This window comes from Streptomyces sp. KL109B (genome assembly GCF_030766935.1).
GTDB lineage: Bacteria > Actinomycetota > Actinomycetes > Streptomycetales > Streptomycetaceae > Streptomyces.
Map to the genome: position 1 here is coordinate 398,564 of NZ_JASERL010000005.1, position 17,996 is coordinate 416,559.

The 17,996-nt window shown below is 72.0% G+C and carries 16 protein-coding genes; 10 read left to right on the forward strand and 6 right to left on the reverse strand.

The genetic code is table 11. From position 1 onward, the window contains the following. Positions 1 to 214: 214 nt before the first annotated feature. Together RBJ65_RS19850 and RBJ65_RS19855 are read left to right on the forward strand one after the other, a co-directional pair. On the forward strand, positions 215 to 3,028 hold the full coding sequence (locus RBJ65_RS19850) for a DEAD/DEAH box helicase (protein WP_306317541.1): 2,814 nt from the start codon (positions 215 to 217) through the stop codon (positions 3,026 to 3,028). Further along, positions 3,025 to 4,305, forward strand: coding sequence for an SWF or SNF family helicase (locus RBJ65_RS19855; RefSeq protein ID WP_306317542.1), 1,281 nt, complete (start codon positions 3,025 to 3,027; stop codon positions 4,303 to 4,305). The genes RBJ65_RS19850 and RBJ65_RS19855 overlap by 4 nt, the downstream gene beginning before the upstream one ends. Positions 4,306 to 4,407: 102 nt before the next feature. On the opposite strand, the gene RBJ65_RS19860 is transcribed toward RBJ65_RS19855, so the two are convergent. Then, positions 4,408 to 5,634: an acyl-CoA dehydrogenase family protein gene (locus RBJ65_RS19860; protein WP_306317543.1), complete on the reverse strand. Its 1,227-nt coding sequence runs from the start codon at positions 5,632 to 5,634 to the stop codon at positions 4,408 to 4,410. Between the two features lie 162 nt (positions 5,635 to 5,796). Between RBJ65_RS19860 and RBJ65_RS19865 the strand changes: the two genes are divergently transcribed. Next, positions 5,797 to 6,450 carry a TetR family transcriptional regulator gene (locus RBJ65_RS19865; RefSeq protein ID WP_306317544.1) on the forward strand — a complete coding sequence of 218 codons (654 nt, stop codon included), beginning with the start codon at positions 5,797 to 5,799 and terminating at the stop codon, positions 6,448 to 6,450. 657 nt (positions 6,451 to 7,107) lie between these two features. Here RBJ65_RS19865 and def read toward each other — a convergent pair. Beyond that, entirely contained in the window at positions 7,108 to 7,659 is a 552-nt protein-coding gene (gene def / locus RBJ65_RS19870; RefSeq protein WP_306317545.1) for a peptide deformylase, read from the reverse strand. 127 nt (positions 7,660 to 7,786) lie between these two features. Between def and RBJ65_RS19875 the strand changes: the two genes are divergently transcribed. The 5 genes from RBJ65_RS19875 to RBJ65_RS19895 all read left to right on the forward strand — a co-directional run bounded on the left by RBJ65_RS19875 (position 7,787) and on the right by RBJ65_RS19895 (position 12,305). Then, positions 7,787 to 9,025 carry a MurT ligase domain-containing protein gene (locus RBJ65_RS19875; protein ID WP_306317546.1) on the forward strand — a complete coding sequence of 413 codons (1,239 nt, stop codon included), beginning with the start codon at positions 7,787 to 7,789 and terminating at the stop codon, positions 9,023 to 9,025. A gap of 42 nt (positions 9,026 to 9,067) precedes the next feature. Continuing rightward, positions 9,068 to 9,799, forward strand: coding sequence for a type 1 glutamine amidotransferase (locus tag RBJ65_RS19880; protein ID WP_306317547.1), 732 nt, complete (start codon positions 9,068 to 9,070; stop codon positions 9,797 to 9,799). Between the two features lie 200 nt (positions 9,800 to 9,999). Continuing rightward, positions 10,000 to 11,025, forward strand: coding sequence for a 6-phosphofructokinase (locus tag RBJ65_RS19885; protein ID WP_306317548.1), 1,026 nt, complete (start codon positions 10,000 to 10,002; stop codon positions 11,023 to 11,025). Between the two features lie 112 nt (positions 11,026 to 11,137). After that, positions 11,138 to 12,091 carry a cytochrome c oxidase assembly protein gene (locus RBJ65_RS19890; RefSeq protein WP_306317549.1) on the forward strand — a complete coding sequence of 318 codons (954 nt, stop codon included), beginning with the start codon at positions 11,138 to 11,140 and terminating at the stop codon, positions 12,089 to 12,091. Between the two features lie 55 nt (positions 12,092 to 12,146). Next, positions 12,147 to 12,305: a hypothetical protein gene (locus RBJ65_RS19895; RefSeq protein WP_266722335.1), complete on the forward strand. Its 159-nt coding sequence runs from the start codon at positions 12,147 to 12,149 to the stop codon at positions 12,303 to 12,305. Between the two features lie 2 nt (positions 12,306 to 12,307). Here RBJ65_RS19895 and RBJ65_RS19900 read toward each other — a convergent pair whose 3' ends face one another. Next, positions 12,308 to 12,700, reverse strand: coding sequence for an SSI family serine proteinase inhibitor (locus tag RBJ65_RS19900; protein ID WP_306317550.1), 393 nt, complete (start codon positions 12,698 to 12,700; stop codon positions 12,308 to 12,310). A 187-nt stretch (positions 12,701 to 12,887) separates the two neighbouring features. Between RBJ65_RS19900 and RBJ65_RS19905 the strand changes: the two genes are divergently transcribed. Together RBJ65_RS19905 and RBJ65_RS19910 are read left to right on the forward strand one after the other, a co-directional pair. Beyond that, positions 12,888 to 13,604, forward strand: a complete 717-nt coding sequence (locus RBJ65_RS19905; protein ID WP_306317551.1) for a 1-acyl-sn-glycerol-3-phosphate acyltransferase — start codon at positions 12,888 to 12,890, stop codon at positions 13,602 to 13,604. Positions 13,605 to 13,735: 131 nt separating this feature from the next. Then, positions 13,736 to 14,755, forward strand: coding sequence for an NAD(P)-dependent oxidoreductase (locus tag RBJ65_RS19910; RefSeq protein WP_306317637.1), 1,020 nt, complete (start codon positions 13,736 to 13,738; stop codon positions 14,753 to 14,755). Positions 14,756 to 14,781: 26 nt separating this feature from the next. On the opposite strand, the gene RBJ65_RS19915 is transcribed toward RBJ65_RS19910, so the two are convergent. The 3 genes from RBJ65_RS19915 to ureG all read right to left on the reverse strand — a co-directional run bounded on the left by RBJ65_RS19915 (position 14,782) and on the right by ureG (position 17,987). Then, on the reverse strand, positions 14,782 to 16,398 hold the full coding sequence (locus tag RBJ65_RS19915) for an alpha/beta hydrolase (RefSeq protein ID WP_306317552.1): 1,617 nt from the start codon (positions 16,396 to 16,398) through the stop codon (positions 14,782 to 14,784). 150 nt (positions 16,399 to 16,548) lie between these two features. Beyond that, positions 16,549 to 17,322 (reverse strand): urease accessory protein UreD, encoded by a 774-nt coding sequence (locus tag RBJ65_RS19920; protein WP_306317553.1) that lies wholly within the window; start codon positions 17,320 to 17,322, stop codon positions 16,549 to 16,551. Next, the gene (gene ureG / locus RBJ65_RS19925; protein ID WP_306317554.1) at positions 17,310 to 17,987 is read right to left on the reverse strand and encodes an urease accessory protein UreG; all 678 of its coding nucleotides are present in this window, start codon (positions 17,985 to 17,987) and stop codon (positions 17,310 to 17,312) included. Before ureG ends, RBJ65_RS19920 begins: the two co-directional genes overlap by 13 nt. Positions 17,988 to 17,996 lie beyond the last annotated feature (9 nt).

Here is a 17,996-nt window from a genome sequence, read left to right on the forward strand (position 1 = left end):
CCACCTGGGACGGGGGGTAAGCCCCACCCTTAGGGGGCGAGTGATTCAGATCACGACATATGGATGCGCGTCCGGCGGTTTCGGGGGTGTACCCTCGGCGCCTCCAGGGTGAGTAGTCAAGTTTGATGAATTCGAGGACGTCGCCATCACCGAGCACACCCACACCGCTCCGCCCACCCCCTCCGAAACCACCGAACTCGCGCGCTGCGGCGCCGTGTTCACCCCCGCCGACCCGGCGCGCGCGTCGACGGTCGCCTTCTGGCGGGCCGACGGCGGCGAGCCGCCGCTGCCGGGCGCGGGCAGCCGTACCGAACTGCGCCTGGCACTGCCGGGCGACGGCGCCGTGGAGTCCGCGACGGTGCCCGCCGTGGCGCTGCCCGTACGTGCCGCGCTGCCGGTGCTCACCCGCGCGCGTACCACCGAGGGCGCCGACCGGACGGCTGCCTTCTGGGGTGCGGCGGGTCTTCTGGCGCTCCAACTCGTCGCACGCGGGCTGCTGTTGCCTGGTGTGAGCGCCGAAGGGCACGACGCGTGGCGCGCCGGTCCCCTGCGGGCCGACGACCTCGACCGGGTCAGGGAGCTGGCCGCCGCGATGCCTCCCGAGGCGCACGCCGCGGCGCTGGACGACTCCGAACCGCCGCGCCTGCACGCGCCGGAACGGCTGCTGAGGGCGTTCCTCGACGCGGTGGCCGACGCCCTGCCGCGCTCCCCCGCCGCCGCGCTGGCCGCGGGCGGTTCCGCGTTCGCGGCGCGGGCGCCGCGGCGGGTGCCCGAGCTTCGCTCGTGGGCGGGGGACGTCGCGGCGGGGCACGACGCGGGCGTGCGGATCTCGCTGCGCGTGGAGGTACCGGGGCTCGACCGGGTCGCGGACGACGAGCCCCGGGTCCCGTTCCGCGCGGTGCTTCAACTGCACAGCGTCAGCGACCCCACGCTCGTCGCGGACGCGGCGGAGGTCTGGGCCGGTACGGGCGCCTCGGGGCGGGCCTTCGGAGACCGTGCCCGGATGGACGCGCTGTTGGCGCTGCGCCGCGCCACGCGCGCGTGGACGCCGCTCACGCCGCTGCTCTCCGCGAGCGCGCCGGACGCCGTCGAGCTGGCCGACGACGAGGTCACGGAGCTGCTGGGCGAGGGCGCGCGGGCGCTGTCCGCGGCCGGCGTGGAGGTGCACTGGCCCAAGGAGCTGGCCCGCAAGCTGACGGCCCGCGCGGTGATCGGCCCGCCGGAAGGCGAGGGCGAGGGGGAAGGGCCCGACGGGCTGTCGTCCGGGGCGCCGTCCTTCCTGTCGGCGGACGCGCTGCTGGCGTTCGACTGGCGGTTCGCCCTCGGCGACCAGGAGTTGAGCCGCGCGGAGCTGGACACGCTGGCCGAGGCGAACCGGCCCGTGGTGCGGCTGCGCGACCAGTGGGTGCTCATCGATCCCGCCGAGGCGCGGCGCGCCCGCACACACCAGGACCGCAAGGTCACGCCCGTCGACGCGCTGAGCGCCGTCCTGACGGGCTCGACGGAGGTCGAAGGCCGTCGGGTCGACGTCCGCCCGACGGGCTGGCTCACGGCCCTCCGGGACCGCCTGGCCGACCCCGAGGGCATGGAGCCGGTCGGTCAACCGGCGGCGCTCGACGCCGACTTGCGCGACTACCAGGTGCGCGGCCTGAACTGGCTGGCCCGCATGACCTCGCTCGGCCTCGGCGCCTGCCTCGCCGACGACATGGGCCTGGGCAAGACCATCACCCTGATCGCGCTGCACCTGCACCGCCAGGGCTCTCCCGAGAGCGCGGGACCGACCCTGGTGGTCTGCCCGACGTCCCTCATGGGCAACTGGCAGCGCGAGATCGAGAGGTTCGCGCCGGGCACCCCGGTACGCCGCTTCCACGGCGGGCGCCGCTCCCTGGAGGGCCTGGCCGACGGCGAGTTCGTGCTCACCACGTACGGCACGATGCGCCTGGACGCCGCCCAACTCGGCTCGGTGACCTGGGGCATGCTCGTCGCCGACGAGGCGCAGCACGTGAAGAACCCGTACTCGGCGACGGCCAAGGAGCTGCGCACCATCGGCGCACGCGCGCGCGTAGCGCTCACCGGCACCCCGGTCGAGAACAACCTGTCCGAGCTGTGGGCCATCCTCGACTGGACGACGCCCGGCCTCCTGGGCCGCCTCGGCACGTTCCGTACGCGCTACGCCCACGCCGTCGAGGGCGGCAAGGACCCGGCCGCGGCGGAGCGGCTCGCGGGGCTCGTACGGCCCTTCTTGCTGCGCCGCCGCAAATCGGACCCCGGCATCGCCCCGGAGCTGCCGCCCAAGACCGAGACGGACCGCGCGGTGTCGCTCACCGCCGAACAGGCGGGCCTCTACGAAGCCGTGGTGCGGGAGACGCTCGCGGAGATCGCCGGGGCGGCCGGGTTCGAGCGGCGTGGTCTGATCGTCAAGCTCCTCACCGGACTCAAGCAGATCTGCAACCACCCGGCGCAGTACCTCAAGGAGGACAAGCCGCGCATCACCGGCCGCTCCGGGAAGCTGGAACTCCTCGACGAACTCCTGGACACGATCCTCGCCGAGGACGCGAGCGCGCTGGTCTTCACCCAGTACGTGCAGATGGCCCGCCTCGTGGAGCGGCATCTGACGGCGCGCGGCGTCCCGACGATGTTCCTCCACGGGGGCACCCCGGTCGCGGAGCGCGAGGCCATGGTGCGGCGCTTCCAGGAGGGCGAGGTACCGGTCTTCCTGCTGTCGCTGAAGGCCGCGGGCACGGGCCTCAACCTCACGCGCGCGGAGCACGTCGTGCACTACGACCGCTGGTGGAACCCGGCCGTGGAGGCGCAGGCCACCGACCGCGCGTACCGCATCGGGCAGACCCGTCCCGTCCAGGTGCACCGGCTGATCGCCGAGGGCACGATCGAGGACCGCATCGCGGACATGCTGCTCCGTAAGCGCGAGTTGGCGGACGCGGTGCTCGGCTCCGGAGAGGCCGCCCTCACGGAACTCAGCGACTCGGAACTGGCGGACCTGGTCGAACTGCGAGGGGGCACCCGATGAACCACCCGGACGACGAGATGCGCACCTTCGCGGCGCTGCCGCCCGCGCGCGGGCGGGCCTTCGCCGAAACCTGGTGGGGGCAGGCCTGGTTGAAGGCCCTGGAGGACACCGCGCTCGACCTCTCCCAACTGAAGGCGGGACGTCGCCTCGCGCGCGCGGGCGCGGTGGGCGCGGTGTCGGTCCTGCCGGGGCGGATCACAGCCGTGGTCGAGGACCGGGGCGGCGCGACGCACCGCTCGGACGTGCTGCTGCAGTGCTTCGACGAGGACGAGTGGGACCGCTTCCTGACGATGGCGGCCGAGCGGGCGGGGCACATCGCCGCGCTCCTGGACCGCGACATGCCGCCCCACCTGGTGGAGGACGCCTCCGCCGCCGGGGTCGAACTCCTGCCGGGGATCGGCGACTTGGAGCCGCGTTGCGACTGCGACGCCTGGGACCACTGCGCGCACACGGCGGCCTTGAGCTACCAGTTGGCGCGCCTCCTGGACCAGGATCCGTTCGTGCTGCTCCTGCTGCGCGGGCGCGGCGAGCGCGCGCTGCTGGACGAGCTTCAGGTGCGCAGCACCGTGTACGCCGAACCGGAGGCGCCCGGCGAGGACGACCAGGAGGCCGAGGGCGTGGACGCGGCCGAGGCGTACGCGTCGGCGTTCCTGCTGCCGCCGCTGCCGGGCCCGCCGCCGCTGCCCGAGGAGCCGGGCCTGCCGCCGTCGCTCGACACGGAGACGCCGCCGCCGGCGGGCACGGACGTCGCCGCGCTCGGCTTCCTCGGCGCGCGGGCGGCGGCAGAGGCGCACCGGCTGCTCGTGGAGGCGCTCACCCCGGGGCACGAACAGCGGCCCGCAGAACCGGAGTTGACCGTCGCACAGGACTCCGTACGGCTGGCCGCCGCGGCCCCCGACGAGCACGTCCGCGCCCGCCTCGCCGAGGCCGACGACCGCGGCCGGGAGGGCCTGGCGCTCGCCGTGCGTGCCTGGGAGTACGGGGGCGTCGCCGGGCTCGCCGTACTCGACGAGGAGTGGACGCCCGACGCGGAGCGCGCGGCACGCGCGCGTGCGGCGCTCGAAGCGGCCTGGGACGGCGACGACCGCCCGGCGCTCAAGGCCGCGCGTGGCCGCTGGAACACCGCCGACGGGCAGGCCCAACTACGGCTCGGCCGCGACGGACGCTGGTGGCCCTACCGCAAGCAGCGCGGCCGTTGGGCCCCGGCCGGCCCCGCGACCTCCGACCCCGCGTCGGCGCTGGCCGGCGCCCTCGGAGCCGCCGACGAGGACGCGTAGCCGCCGACGAAGGGGCCCCGCGCGGGACGTCCGCCACCGTGAACGTCCCGCGCGGGCCCATGGTCGGCTACCGATCCGCGGTCACCGGCTGATCCCTCGTCACTAGCGGATCGGCATGCCCGAGAGGGTACGGGCGATGACCAGGCGCTGGATCTCGCTCGTGCCTTCGAAGATCGTGTAGATCGCGGCGTCGCGGTGCATGCGCTCCACGGGGTACTCGCGCGTGAAGCCGTTGCCGCCGAGGATCTGGACGGCCTGGGCGGAGACCTTCTTGGCGGTCTCGCTCGCGAACAGCTTGGACATGGAGCCCTCGGCGTTCTCGAACTTCTTGCCCGTGGACGCCATCCAGGAGGCACGCCACACCAGGAGGCGCGCGGCGTCGATCTGGGTGCGCATGTCGGCGAGTTGGAAGGCCACGCCCTGGTTGTCGATGATCGGGCGGCCGAACTGCTCGCGCGTCTTCGCGTACTCCAGCGCCTCCTCGTAGGCGGCGCGGGCGGTGCCGACGGCCATGGCGCCGACGGCGGGACGGGAGGCCTCGAAGGTGGCCATCGCGGCGTTCTTCACGCGCTCGCCGCCCTTCTTGGCCTTCTCACGCGCGCGGGCGAGGCGCTCGTCGAGCTTCTCCTTGCCGCCCAGCAGGCAGGAGCCGGGCACCCGGACGTTCTCCAGGACGACCTCTGCGGTGTGCGAGGCGCGGATGCCGTGCTTCTTGAACTTCTGGCCCTGGGACAGGCCCGGCGTGTTCGGCGGCACGATGAAGGAGGCGTGCCCCTTGGAGCCAAGCTCCGAGTCCACAGAGGCGACCACTACGTGGACGTTGGCGATGCCGCCGTTCGTCGCCCACGTCTTGGTGCCGTTCAGGACCCACTCGTCCTTCGCCTCGTCGTAGACGGCGCGCGTGCGCATGGAGGCGACGTCGGATCCGGCGTCCGGCTCGGACGAGCAGAAGGCGGCCACCTTCACGTCGTTCACGTCGCCGTACATCTGCGGTATCCAAGTGCCGATCTGCTCCTCGGTACCGTTGGCGAGGACGCCGACGGCGGCGAGGCCCGTACCGACGATGGACAGGCCGATGCCCGCGTCGCCCCAGAACAGCTCCTCCATGGCCATCGGGATGCCGAGGCCCGAGGGGTCGAAGAACTGCTGCGCGTAGAAGTCCAGGGAGTAGATTCCGAGCTTGGCCGCTTCCTGGATGACCGGCCAGGGGGTCTCCTCGCGCTCGTCCCACTCGGCGGCCGCGGGGCGGATCACATCGGCGGCGAAGCCGTGCAGCCAGTCCCGCACTTCCTTCTGCTCGTCGTTGAGGTCCATCGTGAACTCGGCCATAACCCCTCCAGGGCGCGCAATGCATATGTTACTTGAGGTAACCCGAGTCTGTTACTCACGAGTAGCCCATGTCAACCTCCGAGTACGCGTTCGATACCGGACGGCCGTCGGGTGTTACCTTTCGCGTGCGTCAGGCAAATCGCAGGGGCGGGGAGAGAGCTCATGGAGACCACACAGCGGACCGATCAGCGAGCGGACCAGCAGTCCGCCGCCGAGCGTCGGCGGCGCGAGCTGCTGGAGGCCGCGGACCGCGTGGTGCTCCGGGACGGCCCCGGCGCCTCGATGAACGCGATCGCGGCGGAGGCCGGGATCACCAAGCCGATCCTGTACCGGCACTTCGGCGACAAGGGCGGCCTGTACGCCGCGCTCGCCACGCGCCACACGGACGCGCTGCTCGCCTCGCTGCGGGCCGCCCTGGACGCGCCGGCGGAGCGCCGCGAGCGCGTGGAGGCGACGCTCGACACCTACCTCGCGGCGATCGAGGCTCGTCCTCAGGTCTACCGCTTCCTCATGCATCCGTCGGACGGCGCCCCCGCCGATTCCGGGTTCGACGTCGGGCGGCACTCGGCGCCGCTGCTGCGGCGGATGGGCGAGGAGCTGGCCGAGGTCATCGAGGAGCGCGTGGACCTCGGGCCCCGCAGCCAGCAGCTCGCGCGCGTGTGGGGGCACGGGATCGTCGGCATGATGCACGCCGCCGGTGACTGGTGGCTCGGTGAACGGCCGTGCAACCGCGCCGAGTTGGTACGCGGCCTCGCCGATCTCCTGTGGGGTCGACTCGCCGCCGCGGGCGACAAGGTCGGCGGCCCCGGCTTCTGAACCGGGCTCCGGGCCGCCTCCGATCGCGCGGCACCGGAGTCTTTTGAGCTGTGCCGTGGCCGGCGCCCGCGGTGATGTGTGCGCCGCACCGGGCCCCTTTGAGCCGTGCCGGGGTCGGCGCCTGTCGCCATGAGCACGCCGCACCGTGCGCCGCCTTGCCCACCCTGCCGCCCAAGGCGGCAGATTGCCCAAGGCGGGTGGGGCCGGCCGCCCGGGCGGGGAGCCGGGGGTGGCGGCGGATCGCCCAAAGCGAGTAGCGGCGACCGTCGGGGCGGGGAGCCGGGGGTGGCGGCGGATCGCCCAAAGCGAGTGGCGCCGACCGCCGGGGCGGGGAGCCGGGGTTGGCGGCGGATCGCCCAAGGCGGATGGCGGCCCGCCGCCACGGGTGGGGAGCCGTAGAGCGGCGGATTGCCCCGGGTGGAGCGACGCCCCCCGTTGACCGCAGCCGCGGTCGGCCGCCGGGAGCGGCACCCCGTGAGGCCTACGCCCCCGGAGGGGGCGGGAGGGTGGGAGATAGGCGGGAAGCTCCGGACATACGGGAGGCTCCGGATATAGGCGGGAGGACGGGAAGCGGCCGAGGCCCCGACGCCCCGTACACACCTCGCTCAGCCCATCGCCGCCCTCACCTCGCTCAGCCCGCCGTCACCCTCACCTCGCTCAGCCCGCCGTCACCCTCGCCCACGGCGCCCGCGCCGCCTGCCGCAGCACCCTCCGGCGGCGCCAACCGCTGACCCGCTCCGTGTACGTACGCCCCTCCAAGTGGTCGCACTCGTGCTGGAGGCAGCGCGCGAACCAGCCCGTTCCGTGGATCACTACGGGCTCGCCGTTGACGTCGACCCCCTCCACGCGCGCGTGGTCGAAGCGGGGCGTGCCCGCTTCCAGGCCAGGGAGGGAGAGGCAGCCCTCGGGGCCGCGGATCACCTCGCCGTCGGCCTCGACCAGGCGTGGGTTCACGACGTGGCCGACGTGGCGCACATCGTCGTCGTCCTCGCAGTCGAAGACGAACACCCGCAGACCCTCGCCGACCTGATTGGCGGCGAGGCCCACGCCCTGGGCCGCGTACATCGTGGCGAACATGTCCTCGACGAGACGCGCGAGGCCGGGGCCGAAGTCCGTGACCTGCGCGCAGGGTTGGTGCAGCACGGGTTCACCGAGCAGGGTCAGGGGTCGTACGCGCCCTGAGGCGCCCGGGATCGAGCCGTGTCGCATGCCGGCAAGGGTACGTTGACGGGCAGCCGGAGCCGCGGTTCGGGCTTGTCGGAGGATCTCGATAGGCTGAGCCCATAAACGATGCCGGGGGCAGGCGCGGCGCCGTACGCAAGGAGGACCCAGGAAGATGGCAGGCAACTCGGAGTCGATGACTCCGCGCGCCAAGCTGGCCGTGACGGCCGGCCGGGCCGCGGCCAGGGTGTCGCGGGCGGCGGGCCGCGGCAGCGGATCAGTGATCGGCGGGAAGGTCGCGCTGCGGTTCGACCCCGAGCTGCTCGCGCGGGTCGCCCAGCACCTCGACGTGGTGCTCGTGTCGGCCACGAACGGGAAGACGACGACCACGCGACTGATCGCGGAGGCCCTGCGCGCCAGCGGCCCCGTCGTCTCGAACGCGCTGGGGGCGAACATGCCCGCAGGCATCACCTCCGCCCTGGCCGGCGGCGGCGACGCCCGCTACGGCGTGATCGAGGTCGACGAGAAGTACCTGGTCGGCGTCGCGCGTGACACCGACCCGAAGGCGATCGCGCTGCTCAACCTCTCGCGCGACCAGCTGGACCGCGCCGCCGAGACCCGCATGCTCGCCGAGAAGTGGCGCGAGGGCCTGTCCGGTTCGAAGTCGATCGTGATCGCGAACGCGGACGACCCGCTGATCGTCTGGGCCGCCTCCTCCTCGCCGAACGTGGTGTGGGTCGCGGCGGGCCAGGAGTGGAAGGACGACGCCTGGTCCTGCCCGGCGTGCGGCGGCGTGATGCAGCGCCCCGGTGACGACTGGTTCTGCGGCGAGTGCGGTTTCCGCCGCCCGACGGCGAGTTGGGCGCTCCAGGGCGACCACGTCGTGGACCCGCACGGCTCCGCCTGGCCGATCCACCTCCAGCTGCCGGGCCGCGCGAACAAGGCGAACGCGGCGACGTCCGCCGCCGTCGCCGCCTGCTTCGGCGTGCCACCGCAGGTCGCCCTGGAGCGCATGTACCAGGTGCAGGCCGTGGCGGGCCGCTACGACGTCGTGCAGTTCCAGGACCGTGACCTGCGGCTTCTGCTCGCCAAGAACCCGGCGGGCTGGCTCGAAACGTTCACTCTGATCGACCCGCCGCCCACCCCGGTGATCCTCTCGGTGAACGCGCGGGGCGCCGACGGCACCGACACCTCCTGGCTGTGGGACGTCGACTACACGCGGCTCGCCGGGCACCCGATCTGCGTGATCGGCGACCGCAGGCTCGACCTCGCGGTCCGCCTGGAGGTCGCGGGCCTGGACTTCCGGGTCTGCGACACGCTCGACGAGGCGGTGCAGATGTCTCCCCCGGGACGTATCGAGCTGATCGCCAACTACACCGCGTTCCAGGACGTCCGCCGCCGTGTGGGCAACTGACAGGCCGCACGACACCGAGCGCGACAGCGAAGGATCATGAGCATGAGTGACAACAGCCTGCGTCTCGTGTGGGTCTACCCCGACCTCCTGAGCACCTACGGCGACCAGGGCAACGCCCTGGTGGTGGAGCGCCGCGCCCAGCAGCGCCGCCTCCAGGTCGAGCGCTACGACGTGCGCAGCGACCAGGCGGTGCCGACCTCCGGCGACATCTACCTGATCGGCGGCGGCGAGGACCGCCCGCAGCGCCTCGCCGCGGAGCGGCTGCGTCGCGACGGCGGCCTGCAGCGCGCGGTGGCCAACGGCGCGATCGTCTTCTCGGTGTGCGCCGGGTACCAGATCCTCGGCCACGAGTTCGTGAACGACCTCGGGGAGCGCGAGTCCGGTCTCGGCCTCCTCGACGTCGTGTCCACGCGCGGCGAGGGCGAGCGCTGCGTCGGTGACGTACTGGGCGACATCGACCCGCAGTTGAACCTGCCGCAGCTCACCGGCTTCGAGAACCACCAGGGCGTCACGCACCTCGGCCCGACCGCCCGCCCGTTCGCCCGCACCCGCTTCGGAAAGGGCAACGGCACGGGGGACGGCACCGAAGGCGCCTTCAACGACACGGTGTTCGGCACGTACATGCACGGGCCCGTGCTCGCGCGCAATCCGCAGATCGCCGACCTGCTCATCAAGTTGGCGCTCGATGTGAACGCGCTGCCTCCGGTGGACGACCGCTGGTACGAGGCGCTGCGCGACGAGCGGATCGCGGCGGCCACGGCGCAGCCCGCGTAACCCCCGAAAGGGCCCGATAAGGGCACCATATGGGGCCCTTGTCGGGCCCCTTAAGGGCACCACCGCGCCCATGTGAGCAGGCCGGTCCACCAGTCGGACAGCACGTGCGGCCGGGCCCCCGGACGCCGATAAGGTACGGGGGTCCAGCCGGACGGAGCGGTCCGGTCATCGGCCCACGTTTGCAAAGGTATTCCGGGCTTATGCGTATTGGTGTCCTCACCTCCGGCGGTGACTGCCCCGGTCTGAACGCCGTGATCCGTTCGGTCGTGCACCGTGCCGTCGTCGACCACGGCGACGAGGTCATCGGCTTCCACGACGGGTGGAAGGGCCTGCTCGAGTGCGACTACCGCAAGCTGGACCTGGACGCCGTGGGCGGCATCCTCGCCCGTGGCGGCACCATCCTCGGCTCCTCCCGCGTCCAGCCGGCGCATCTGCGCGACGGCGTCGAGCGGGCCAAGGGGCATCTCGCGGACCTCGGCCTGGACGCGATCATCCCGATCGGCGGTGAGGGCACCCTCAAGGCGGCCCGGCTGCTCTCGGACGGCGGCCTGCCGATCGTCGGCGTACCGAAGACGATCGACAACGACATCGCTGTCACCGACGTGACGTTCGGCTTCGACACGGCCGTCGGCGTCGCCACGGAGGCCCTCGACCGCCTCAAGACCACCGCCGAGTCGCACCAGCGCGTGCTGATCGTCGAGGTCATGGGCCGGCACACCGGCTGGATCGCGCTGCACTCCGGGATGGCCGCGGGCGCGCACGCCGTCGTCGTCCCCGAGCGCCCCTTCGACGTGGAGGAGCTGGCGAAGAAGGTCGGCGAGCGGTTCGAGGCGGGCAAGAAGTTCGCGATCGTCGTCGCCGCCGAGGGCGCCAAGCCGCGCGCCGGTTCGATGGAGTTCGACGAGGGCGGCAAGGACATGTACGGCCACGAGCGGTTCGCCGGCATCGCCCGGCAGCTCGCGGTCGAGCTGGAGCAGCGCCTCGGCAAGGAGGCCCGCCCCGTGATCCTGGGCCACGTCCAGCGCGGCGGCACCCCCACCGCGTACGACCGCGTGCTCGCGACGCGGTTCGGCTGGCACGCCGTGGAGGCCGTGCACCGCGGCGAGTTCGGCAAGATGACCGCGCTGCGCGGCACCGACATCGTGATGACGTCGCTCGCCGAGGCCGTCCAGACACTGAAGACGGTGCCGGACGAGCGGTACGCCGAAGCCGAGTGCGTGCTCTGATCGACGCCCCGCCCCGAACTGCGTAGAACTGCCCCCGGCCGATACGACGGCCGGGGGCAGTTCTACTCTGGGGGCGCACAATCCGTACGAAACGAGCAACAGGAGCCGGCGGATGGATCACAGCGGGCACGGCATGAACATGGATCTGCCGCCGTTCACGCTGGGGCGTGGCCTGGAATGGTCGGCCGACCCCTTCTTCCTCGTCGGGTGCCTGCTGGCGCTCGCCCTCTACGGATGGGGCGTGGTGCGCCTCGCGCGGCGCGGTGACGCGTGGCCGGTGTCCCGGACGATCGCGTTCGTCGTGGGCGTGCTCACCATCGGCCTGGTGATGTGCACCAAGCTGAACGACTACGGGATGGTCATGTTCAGCGTGCACATGGTGCAGCACATGGTCATCAGCATGCTGTCGCCGATCCTGCTGCTCATGGGCGCCCCCATCACGCTCGCGCTGCGGGCGCTGCCCGTGGCCGCGAAGCGCGGCAGCAAGGGGCCGCGCGAGCTGCTCCTGTGGTTGCTGCACAGCCGCTACATGCGGATCATCACGCACCCGGCGTTCACGATCCCGCTGTTCATCGCGTCGCTGTACGCGCTGTACTTCACGCCGCTCTTCGACTTCCTCATGGGGTCCAAGGTCGGCCACATCGCGATGATGGTGCACTTCCTCGCCGTGGGCCTGGTGTTCTTCTGGCCGATCATGGGCGTGGACCCGGGGCCGCACCGGCCCGGCTATGTGATGCGGATGCTGGAGCTGTTCGCGGGCATGCCGTTCCACGCGTTCTTCGGGATCGCGCTGATGATGGCGTCGACGACGATGGTCGGCACGTTCGAGAATCCGCCCGCCTCGCTCGGCATCGATCCGCTCGCCGATCAGACGGCGGCGGGCGGCATCGCGTGGGCGTTCAGTGAGGTGCCCTCGGTCCTGGTGCTGCTCGCGCTGCTCTTCCAGTGGAAGAAGTCGGAGGACCGGCAGGCGCGCCGCAAGGACCGCGCCGCGGACCGCGACGGCGACAAGGAGCTGGAGGCGTACAACGCCTACCTGGCGTCTTTGAACGCGCGCGGGCAGTAGCGCTGCCGCCCCATTCCGGGTAACTATGTCCTTCCTGCGAGGAGGAGGGTACGAAATGCCCGGTTCCACGAAGACGATGGGTGCGTTCACCGTGGGCGGCCTGGTGGCCGTGACCGCCTACACGGTGGCGCTCGGAAGCAATGGGTGGCTCTGGTTCGGCTGGGTCGTGCTGGGCCTGCTCACGGTGGCGATGGTGGCGTCGCGCAGCAACTGACGTCAGAAGCGGAAGACGTAGCCCGTCGCCGCCTCCATCTCGCACGCGTTCCCGAAGGTCTTGTGCCAGGCGATCATCTCGCCGCGGTGGGTGCCGGTGGCCGCGACCGTCACCGGGTCGTACTGCTTGGTGCAGACCCGCGGGGTGCTCGGCAGTTCGTCGAGGTCGCCGTCCGCCACGTCGAGGGCGTCGCAGGCCTCGGCGGCGTACGGGTGGTGGCCCCGGGGCTGGGGCTCGCAGTGCAGACGGACGCCGCGGACCCAGGTGTTCTCGGCGCCGGACACGGTCAGGAAGAGGCCGCGCGGCGACTCGGGTTCGGCGGTGGTCGCGGCGTGCGCGGGGGCGGCCGCGGCGAGGGACAGGAGCGCGGCCACGGCCACGTAGACGGAACGCATGACGGGGAAACCTCCGGTGCTGGGACGTCAGGGTGGGAACAGGGCACCCGCCGGGACCGCCGCCGCCAAGCGGACGCGCCGCACAGTCCCCGCACAGGACCCGATCGGGCCCGGTCGGGCTCTCGCTTCGGCGCTGCCGATTGGTTACTGTGCGCACGCACACACTGGGGAGGGGGAGGCGAGCGGCATGTTCTACCGGTTGCTCAAATACGTGATTCTGGGGCCGCTGCTGCGGCTGATCTTCCGTCCCCGGATCGAGGGCCTGGAACATCTGCCGGAGTCCGGCGCGGCGATCGTCGCCGGCAATCATCTGTCGTTCGCGGACCACTTCCTGATGCCCGCGATCATCAAGCGGCGGATCACATTCCTGGCGAAGGCCGAGTACTTCACCGGGCCCGGCATCAAGGGACGGCTCACCGCCGCGTTCTTCCGCAACATCGGCCAGATCCCGGTCGACCGCTCGGGCAAGGAGGCCGGACAGGCGGCGATCCGCGAGGGGCTCGGGGTGCTGCGCCGCGGCGAGCTGCTCGGCATCTATCCGGAGGGGACGCGCTCGCACGACGGGCGGCTCTACAAGGGCAAGGTCGGCGTCGCCGCCATGGCGCTGAAGGCGCAGGCGCCGGTGATCCCGTGCGCGATGATCGGCACGTTCGAGGCGCAGCCGCCGGGCCAGAAGTTCCCGAAGATGCACCGGGTGACCATCCGCTTCGGCAAGCCGCTCGACTTCTCCCGCTACGTCGGGATGGACGGCGAGAAGGCGATCCTCCGCGCGGTCACCGACGAGATCATGTACGCGATCCTCGACCTGTCCGGCCAGGAGTACGTCGACAAGTACGCGGCCCTCGTGAAGGCGGAGGCCGAGGAGGAGAAGGCCCGGAAGTTCCCGCGGATGCCGCTGAGCTGACGCCCCGCGCGGACCGTGCCCTGTCCTGAGCGAAACCGTGCCCTGTCCTGAGCGAAACCGTGCTCTGCGCTGAGCAGATTCCGGCGCCCTCTCGGACCCCACGGACGTACGGTCCCGTCATGAAGAAGGCATTGGTGATCGGTGCGGCAGGGCAGATCGGGCGGCCCACGGTGCGGGCGCTCGCGGCGGACGGCTGGGCGGTGACGGCGGCCTCGCGCGGCGGCCACCGGGACCCGGGGTGGACCGGCGAGGTGCGCACCGCGCGGCTCGACCGTGAGGACGGCTCCGCGCTCGCCGCGCTGGTCGGGGACGGCGTCGAACTCGTCGTCGACATGGTGGCCTTCGACCCGGCCCACGGGCAGCAGCTCGTGGGGCTCGCCGACCGGATCGGTTCGGCGGTCGTGGTATCCAGCGCCGCGGTGTACGAGGACGATCAGGGCCGGGGCTTTCACACACAGGACCAGCCCGACGGCTGGCCGCACTATCCCGTGCCGATCCCGGAGACGTGCGGTACGGCGGCGCCTGGCGACGGCGCCAGGGCGCGCAAGGTACGGATCGAGCAGGATCTCCTTGCGCTCGGCGACCGGATGCCGACGACCGTGCTGCGGCCGTCGGCCGTGTACGGCCCGCACTGCCGCACCCCGCGCGAGCTGTACTTCGTGAAGCGGAACCTCGACGGGCGCCGCACGCGCGTGCTCGCGTACAACGGCGAGAGCCGCTTCCACCCGGCGAGCGTACGGAACCTGGCGGAGCTGGTGCGGCTCGCGGCGGCGCGTCCGGGCTCACGGGTCCTGAACGGGGCGGATCCCGACCACCCCACGGTCGGCGAGATCGGCGCGATGATCGACGCTCTCATGGGCGTCGAGACGGAGACCGTGCTCGTCGACGGACCTCCCCCGGCGCCGAACGTCGGGGACTCCCCCTGGTCCGTGCCCCGTCCGCTGCTCCTCGACATGTCCGCCGCCCAGCGCGAACTCGGGTACAAGCCGGTGACGACGTACGCCGACGCGCTGCCGGAGACCGTCGAGTGGCTCGCCGATCGGTTGCGCGAGCGGGACTGGCAGGACGGCTTCCCGAAGATGGTGGAGTCGTACACGACCGGGCTGTTCGACTACGAGGCCGAGGACGCCTGGCTGGCGTCCTCGGCCTGAGGTACTACGTATAACTCACAGCCGACTCACGGCTTGGGCGTGGCGTGCGGGGCGCACGTCACGTCCTTGTCGTCGGTCTTGCCGGTGAGCAGGTAGCTGTCGACGCGGTCGTTGACGCACGGGTTGGTGAGCCCGGTGACACCGTGCGAACCCGCGTCCTTCTCGGTGATGAGACGCGAGCCCTTGAACCGCTTGTGCAGCTCGACGGCGCCCTCGTACGGGGTGGCGGCGTCGCGCGTGGACTGCACGATGAGGACCGGCGGAAGGCCCTTGCCGGTCTTCACGTCCAGCGGCGTCTGCTGCTTGGTCTTCCAGGTGGCGCAGGGCAGGTTCATCCACGCGTTGGACCACGTCATGAACGGGTACTTCTCGTGGAGCGCGGTGTTGTCCTTGTCCCACTTGGACCAGCTGGTGGGCCACTTGGCGTCGGCGCACTCGACGGCGGTGTAGACGGCGTTGCTGTTCTCCGCCGTCGCGTTGCCCGCCTTGTCGGACATGTCCGGGGCGGCGGCGTCGACCAGGGCCTGCGTGTCACCGGCGACGTACTTGCTCCACACCTGGGCGGTGGGCACCCACGCGGAGTCGTAGTACGGCGCGCTCTGGAAGAAGGCGATCAGCTCGGCCGGGCCTACGACCCCGCCGATGGGGTTCTTCTTGGCGGCGGCGCGCAGGGTCTCCCACTGCTCCTGGACCTTGGCTCGGGTGTCGCCGAGGTGGAAGGTGGCGTCGTTCTTGGCGACCCAGTCCTGCCAGTCCTTCCAGCGACCCTCGAAGGCGATGTCCTGGTTGAGGTTCGCCTGGTACCAGATGTTGCTCTTCGCCGGGTTGACGACGCTGTCGACGATCATGCGGCGGACGTGGCCCGGGAAGAGCGTGCCGTAGACGGCGCCCAGGTACGTGCCGTAGGAGACGCCCAGGTAGTTGAGCTTCTTCTCGCCGAGGGCGGCGCGGATGACGTCGAGGTCGCGCGCGGTGTTCGGCGTCGTCATCTGCGGCAGCATCTCGCCGCTGCGCTCGGCGCAGCCGTCCGCGTACTCCTTGGCGAGCTTGCGCTGGGCGAGCTTGTCCGCCTCGGTTTCGGGCACCGGGTCGGCCTTCGGCGCCTTGACGTACTCCTGCGGGTCGACGCAGGAGATCGGCGCGGAGTGGCCGACGCCGCGCGGGTCGAAGCCGACGAAGTCGTAGGCCTTCGCCATCTTCGCGTAGATCGGGTTCTTGGTGGTCACGCGCGTCGGGAAGCGCATGCCGGAGCCGCCGGGGCCGCCCGGGTTGTAGACGAGGGAGCCCTGGCGCTCGTCCTTGGTGCCCGTGTTGCCGATGCGGTCGACGGCGAGCTCGATCTGCTTGCCGTACGGCTTCGCGTAGTCGAGCGGCACGGTGACGTACCCGCACTGGATCGGCTTCGCGAGGCCCCAGTCGGCGGGGCAGTCCTTCCAGTCGACGCCGGCCTTCTCGGCCTTCGCGGCGGCGACGGCGGCGCCGCGCGCCTGGCGATCGGCCGTGCTGGTACCGGACTTGGGGGCGTCGGCCTGGGCGGCGGGGGCGGTGACCGCACCCGCTATCAGCGCCGCCGCGGCGAACGCGCCCGCGGAGCCGATCACCGCCTTCCGGCTGCCGCGCGCTGTCTGTCTGGTCCGTCTCAAGTGGAGCCTCCCGCACATCGATTCGATCCGTACATCGATCGTGTTGCTGATCGGTACGCGGATCTTGTCGCGTGCGGGGTCCCTGACAACAGGGACGGCAGACGTTTTTTACCAATCCGATAAACGGTATGACCCGCCCCGGTGAGCGGTTCAGGCCAGTTGGCCCAGCACCGCGTCGAGCGTCCGACGCAGCCGCAGCGCGTCCGGCGCGACCGCCGTGACCAGCACGGCAGGCCCCGCGAGGGGCGTCAGCGCGGCGGTGCCGGCCTCGTCCAGAACGGCCGCAGCGGGCTTCTCCGTCTCGAACTCCGGACGTACGACGACGAGTTGGCCGAGGGCCCGGTGTCCGGCCAGTACGGCGGGGCCGTCCCAGCCGCCGGGCGCGCCCGGACCGCAGGCCAGCTCCTGGTCGAGCAGCGGACGCCCCGCGCGGTACACGGTCAGCCGGCTGGTGAGCCGCCCCGGCTCCTCCGCCACGCGCCCGAGCACCTGCTCCTCGCGCAGCACGAGCCGCGCGCCCGGCGCGAGGTCGGCCCGCGTAGTGACTCGCAGATCACTGCCACCCGCCGAGATCAACTGCTCTGGCAGCCAGTCCAGTTGAGCCCCGTCGTCCACCTTCAGCCGTACGTCGTAGTGGGCCTCGCCCTTGGCCTGTCCCGGCAGGGCGATGGTCGCGGCGATGGAGCCCATGTGCAGGTGGGCGCCCTCCTCGGCGTGGGCCTCCACGGTGCAGTGGTCGCCTCCGAGCGGGCCGCTCATGGCGCCGACCAGCATGACGCGGGCCTCGGCGGGCGTCGCGCCGCGCGTACGGCGCAGCGCGAACGAACCCTCGCTCTCCACGACCGGCAGCGCGGTCCCGCCCCGCCCGTCCCCGCATGCGCGGATCCGGGCGGCGGAGCGGACTCCGGCGGTCACGCGGTCCACGCGGCGAGCCGCTCCCGCGCCCAGGCCGCGACGTCCCCGACGCCGACCTCGGAGCGCAACGACTGGAGCACGACGGGGAGTTCGCCGCGCGCCTCCTTGGCGTCGGCCTCCATCCGCGCGAGGTCGGAGCCGACGTACGGGGCGAGGTCGGTCTTGTTGATGACGAGCAGGTCGGCGGTGGTGACACCGGGGCCGCCCTTGCGCGGGATGTCGTCGCCGCCCGCGACGTCGATGACGAAGATCTGCGCGTCGATGAGCCCCTTGGAGAAGGTGGCGGTGAGGTTGTCGCCGCCGGACTCGACGAGGATCAGGTCGAGCGGCCCGACCTCGTCCTCCAGGTCCTCGACGGCCTCCAGGTTGGCGGAGATGTCGTCGCGGATCGCGGTGTGCGGGCAGGCGCCGGTCTCCACGGCGGCGATCCGCTCGGGCGGCAGCACGGCCTCGCGCAGCAGGAACGCGGCGTCCTCGCGGGTGTAGATGTCGTTCGTGACGACGGCGAGCGAAAGCTCCTCGCGCAGCGCGCGGCACAGCGCCGCCACGGTCGCGGTCTTCCCGGAACCGACGGGCCCACCGAGCCCGATCCGCAGCGCGCGCCGGGTCCCGTCGGGCCGATGAGCGTCGGCGGAGACGGCGGAGGCTTCGTCGTTAGTGTGTCCGAGGTGCATGGTGATCCA

What these genes read in the sequence shown, in the direction of transcription:
- RBJ65_RS19855 (WP_306317542.1), top strand. Translation starts at nt 3,025, where the DNA reads ATGAACCACCCGGACGACGAGATGCGCACCTTCGCGGCGCTGCCGCCC.
- RBJ65_RS19860 (WP_306317543.1), bottom strand. Translation starts at nt 5,634, where the DNA reads ATGGCCGAGTTCACGATGGACCTCAACGACGAGCAGAAGGAAGTGCGG.
- RBJ65_RS19865 (WP_306317544.1), top strand. Translation starts at nt 5,797, where the DNA reads ATGGAGACCACACAGCGGACCGATCAGCGAGCGGACCAGCAGTCCGCC.
- def (WP_306317545.1), bottom strand. Translation starts at nt 7,659, where the DNA reads ATGCGACACGGCTCGATCCCGGGCGCCTCAGGGCGCGTACGACCCCTG.
- RBJ65_RS19875 (WP_306317546.1), top strand. Translation starts at nt 7,787, where the DNA reads ATGGCAGGCAACTCGGAGTCGATGACTCCGCGCGCCAAGCTGGCCGTG.
- RBJ65_RS19880 (WP_306317547.1), top strand. Translation starts at nt 9,068, where the DNA reads ATGAGTGACAACAGCCTGCGTCTCGTGTGGGTCTACCCCGACCTCCTG.
- RBJ65_RS19885 (WP_306317548.1), top strand. Translation starts at nt 10,000, where the DNA reads ATGCGTATTGGTGTCCTCACCTCCGGCGGTGACTGCCCCGGTCTGAAC.
- RBJ65_RS19890 (WP_306317549.1), top strand. Translation starts at nt 11,138, where the DNA reads ATGGATCACAGCGGGCACGGCATGAACATGGATCTGCCGCCGTTCACG.
- RBJ65_RS19895 (WP_266722335.1), top strand. Translation starts at nt 12,147, where the DNA reads ATGCCCGGTTCCACGAAGACGATGGGTGCGTTCACCGTGGGCGGCCTG.
- RBJ65_RS19900 (WP_306317550.1), bottom strand. Translation starts at nt 12,700, where the DNA reads ATGCGTTCCGTCTACGTGGCCGTGGCCGCGCTCCTGTCCCTCGCCGCG.
- RBJ65_RS19905 (WP_306317551.1), top strand. Translation starts at nt 12,888, where the DNA reads ATGTTCTACCGGTTGCTCAAATACGTGATTCTGGGGCCGCTGCTGCGG.
- ureG (WP_306317554.1), bottom strand. Translation starts at nt 17,987, where the DNA reads ATGCACCTCGGACACACTAACGACGAAGCCTCCGCCGTCTCCGCCGAC.